General features: G+C 43.0%; 1 protein-coding gene. It reads right to left on the reverse strand.

What is annotated here, in order from left to right; all coding sequences use genetic code 11:
• On the reverse strand, positions 1-3304 hold a 3304-nt coding region (locus tag ACFQ3J_RS26980), incomplete at its 3' end, for a fibronectin type III domain-containing protein (protein ID WP_379294422.1).
• Between the last annotated feature and the right edge of the window lie 697 nt (positions 3305-4001).

Genomic DNA, 4001 nt, shown 5'->3' on the forward strand with positions numbered 1-4001 from the left:
GGCTGTCATAAACTACATATGATGTAGCCGATGGCACTGCATCCCAAGACATCTCGATTGAATGATCGGTAGACTCAGCCTGTACGTTATTCGGCATGTAAGGCAGCGTTAGGAACTCTCCGCTTGTCGCGGCGCCATAACCGGCCATATTCCCGGCTGCTACCGTAAAGGGATAATTTTGTCCGCCACTGAGCCCCGTGATGACAATCTCACCGCTTGATGTTTCATAGGTTCTTCCGTTTACAGACAGGAGATACTTTGTGGCTCCCTGTACTTCTGGTATCCACACTGTCGCTTCTTGCTCTCCTATTTCTTGGACAAGCACTTCTGATGGCGCGTCAGGCAGCGTGGAGAGAACAATAGAGTTGGATTGTCCGGATCCGCTTCGGTTACTCGCTGTCACTTGGATTTCATAGGTGCCGCCAGATGCCAGGCCTGAAGCCGTGAACTGCTGGGTCTCTGCGGGTAAGCGGATGTCTCCTTCTCCGTTGATGGTAAGAAGATAACTGTCTGCCCCTTGAACTGCATCCCATTCGAAAGAAATGTCTGAGGTGGTAGAAGCGATGCTGCGGATGGCCTCCACCCTTGCCGGCAAGGTAATAACATCGTCTAATGTGGCGTACTCCCCAAAGCCGGTTTCATTCTCTGCAGCGACTCGGTAATCGTATGATGTGCCTGACTCTAGACCTGTATCGAAGTAAGATGCCTCCGGCCCTCCATAGATCAGCTGCTCATCTCTTTCAAGAGCATAATAGGTCGCGGTGTTTACACTATTCCATAACAGGGAGATCGTATGCTCTGTAATCTCCAATCCGCTAAAACCGGCTGGTGTATCGGGGAGCGTTAAGAATCCGATATGAGCGGATTCTCCTTCGCCCGTCACATTGATAGCGGATACGGCGATATCATAAGTGCTTCCTGGTCTCAAGTTATTGATAGGCTGATATACTGTGTCGGTAACGGTCTGATTGAACGCCTCTTTTTGTGTCACTGTGTCCGTTGCTACTATTCGGTAACTGCTCGCTGAATCGACAGGAGATATATTCACCAGTGCTCGATCGGCAGCTCGTCCATCCTTGCTTACCTGCACACTCGATGGTTTTTCTGGCAAGGTTGTGATTTCGACTGGATTACTTAGGCTTTGCCCGACATGGTTCGTTACAACCACCTGGTATTGATAGGTGTTCCCGCCACGTAAGGACGAATCGACGAAGGAGTTGACTGGATGCTCGACTTCCCAACTTTGGCCTGTCGTTAGATTTTGAACCGTATATCGATACCCCTCTGTATACGTTGATGCAGCAGGTACAGTCCATTCCAATGTGGCACTGTTTTCAGCAATGCCATAGGCCTGCAGGTCAGGAGCTGCTGGCTGTTCCTGCAGCTGAAGTCGTTCGGTCGTTATCGTTGTTTCATGCCCTACTCGATCGGTAGCCTTCGCATGAATATACCAGGTGCCTTCATTCTGGATGGTTAGCAGCTGTTCATTTTCGGAGGCTTGATCCCAATCGGTAGGTTCTTCAGGAGAAGTCGTAACTTTATACTGCCGTTTATTCGGATTAATTCCCGATTGAGCATCTTCATACTGAATCTTAATCTGAATATCCTCTTCCGACCAAGATCTGCTCTGTGGTGTAATCTGAATGGTCGGAGCTGTGTTATCGATATTGCTGACCGTATAGTTAGACTCGGTCTGATTACCTGCATTATCTTCAGCCACAAAGGTGAACGTTCCATTTTGAGTCACGGAGTAACTGGCTGTTGCATGATTGACCCAAGTTCCGTCCGGAAGCTTAATCCGCTTAACTCCGGTTTCACCATCACTCGCCACCGCAGTCAATTGAACGGACTCGGATGTCCATGATTCATTATTAGATGTGATATTTAATCTTGGATCTACGGTGTCCATATATGGTATATGTACTACATTCGAAGTATTATTTTTGTTATCTACTGCTGCAATGTGGACATAAAAATTGCCGTCTGCTGCAGTTGGACCCGTATAACTGGTGCTTGTTGTTGTGATACTCGGCCCAGGTATGGTATTAGGATTCTGATCTATTACAATGCTATATCCCTTAATTCCGGATGTTACTGTCACTGGTGTGGTTGATGAAAGTGAAGGACTAGAATATCTAGGATAGGCTTTAATCTGGTAATTGTACGTTGATCCATGATCCGTAGATGGATTCCAGCTTATCACTGGCCTTCGATCTACCCCTAACGCTACCGTTACATTGTTCGGCTGGCTTGGAGCAACCTTGTCTACTGCACCATAATCCTCATAATCAGAGAGATACCCACGATAAACAGATGTTCCATCTCGTAGTAATTCTGTCTCTGTAGCAAAACCAAACTTAATGTCATCGATATACATAATCCCAGGTGTTGTTGTGTTAACCAATGTCTCCAAACCATTGGTTTCAAATTCATGATCTGAATGGGAAGCTACACTGACGTTTGCATTGTAGGTGTGCCATTGATTATCAGGTATTAAGGTTCTAGAACCTGGATACATATCAATCCAATGGGCTAAAAGTACATCATCTCCGACACTGAAATCGCCTTGCATTGGTGTGCCCTCATAAAGCTTTACCGTTTTGGTTGCTACATCTACGCTTTCAACATATGCCGCGGGGATCCCGTAATTATTGGATTTTTTAGCAGCAATCCACATCCTCCCCCCGCTGTTTTTTATGGCCATGAATTGTTGATTAAACTCTTCAATGTTATCTACGCTGAAAGACGTAGTATACATTGTAGCTTTAGAAGTGAATTTTACCGGATTTTTAATGAATGTATAATAGCTTAAAGTGTGAATTGGGTACGTATTTTTACCTATTCCTCCAGCAAAGATCGGATTAATGTAACTACCAGTAACATTAGTCCTCGCTTTATAGGTGACGGAAAGTTGAGCGCCTTTAGGAATACCATATGTTCGTCCAAGTGCAAATCTGGATGTGTCTGACCAGGTATCTGGATACCAATAGCCATTTGCATTTTGATGTGTATTTACAACTTTCAATGATTGATTACCAGAAAACTTATCTTCAGTTGTTACAGACTGCCCTCCATTTGTTCCAGTTCCACCGGCAAGTAAGTTATAAGTCTCACCTGGTTCAAAGCCAGATTGAGCTATTATATCTGAATCAGCCATATCTACGGCCCATTCAATCCGTGCATGATCATTATTCTGATAGGCGGCTGTTATGGTAGGTATATTACCAGCAGATCCAAAGGCATCCGTTGGAAGAAGATTAAATATTAACCCGCTCACAAGGATAACGTTAAAGTACTTTTTCACCCTATATTCTCCTTTTTACCTATTCGTTAAATTGGCTGCCTTCCTTAGCAGCAATTAAATTATTGTATCCTTCTAGCTAAAAGCGACGCATACATATCCTGATAAATAGATCAAATCAGATTAGTTCAATCATCAGATTTTCTGGAAATCAGTTAGACTCATTTATTCTCCATTTACAGTCCTCCTTAAGTTTGTTGTGGACGAATTACAGAAAAAAAAGCACGCAATAAGCCTATGGCTTAATTGCGTGCTTCGCATTCTAAAGTTATTCGATTAATATTAGTATCTGTTTTAAATAAGATCTTGTCAACCCAAGTAGGTTACTACAGCCATTGCGTATTAGTCATTAAATAACTCCTTGCTATTAGGAAAAAAGAAGCCTGCAGGATAGTACAGTTGTACTCCATAACATGAGGAATTTTTCTTTGATTAAACTAAAAAACTTAAAATATTCCCCCTATTATGTCGATTTTATAGATAGATATTTAAATAAGGGGCATTGGCCATGAAAAATAAGAAATTACAGATTTCAGTACCGGTTTTAATTATTATAATTTGTTTGTTCGTTATAACTCCCTCAATATAATTCGTTTTCCTCACTCAAGCTCATGAATTCGTAGGATTTCATCCCTTGTTTAATTCGAAGAAAGAGATGTTTGAGGAGCTGGTAGTCAGTTAAAGGAGAATTGGGCATGCA

Source organism: Paenibacillus provencensis (assembly GCF_042678545.1).
GTDB lineage: Bacteria > Bacillota > Bacilli > Paenibacillales > Paenibacillaceae > Paenibacillus > Paenibacillus provencensis.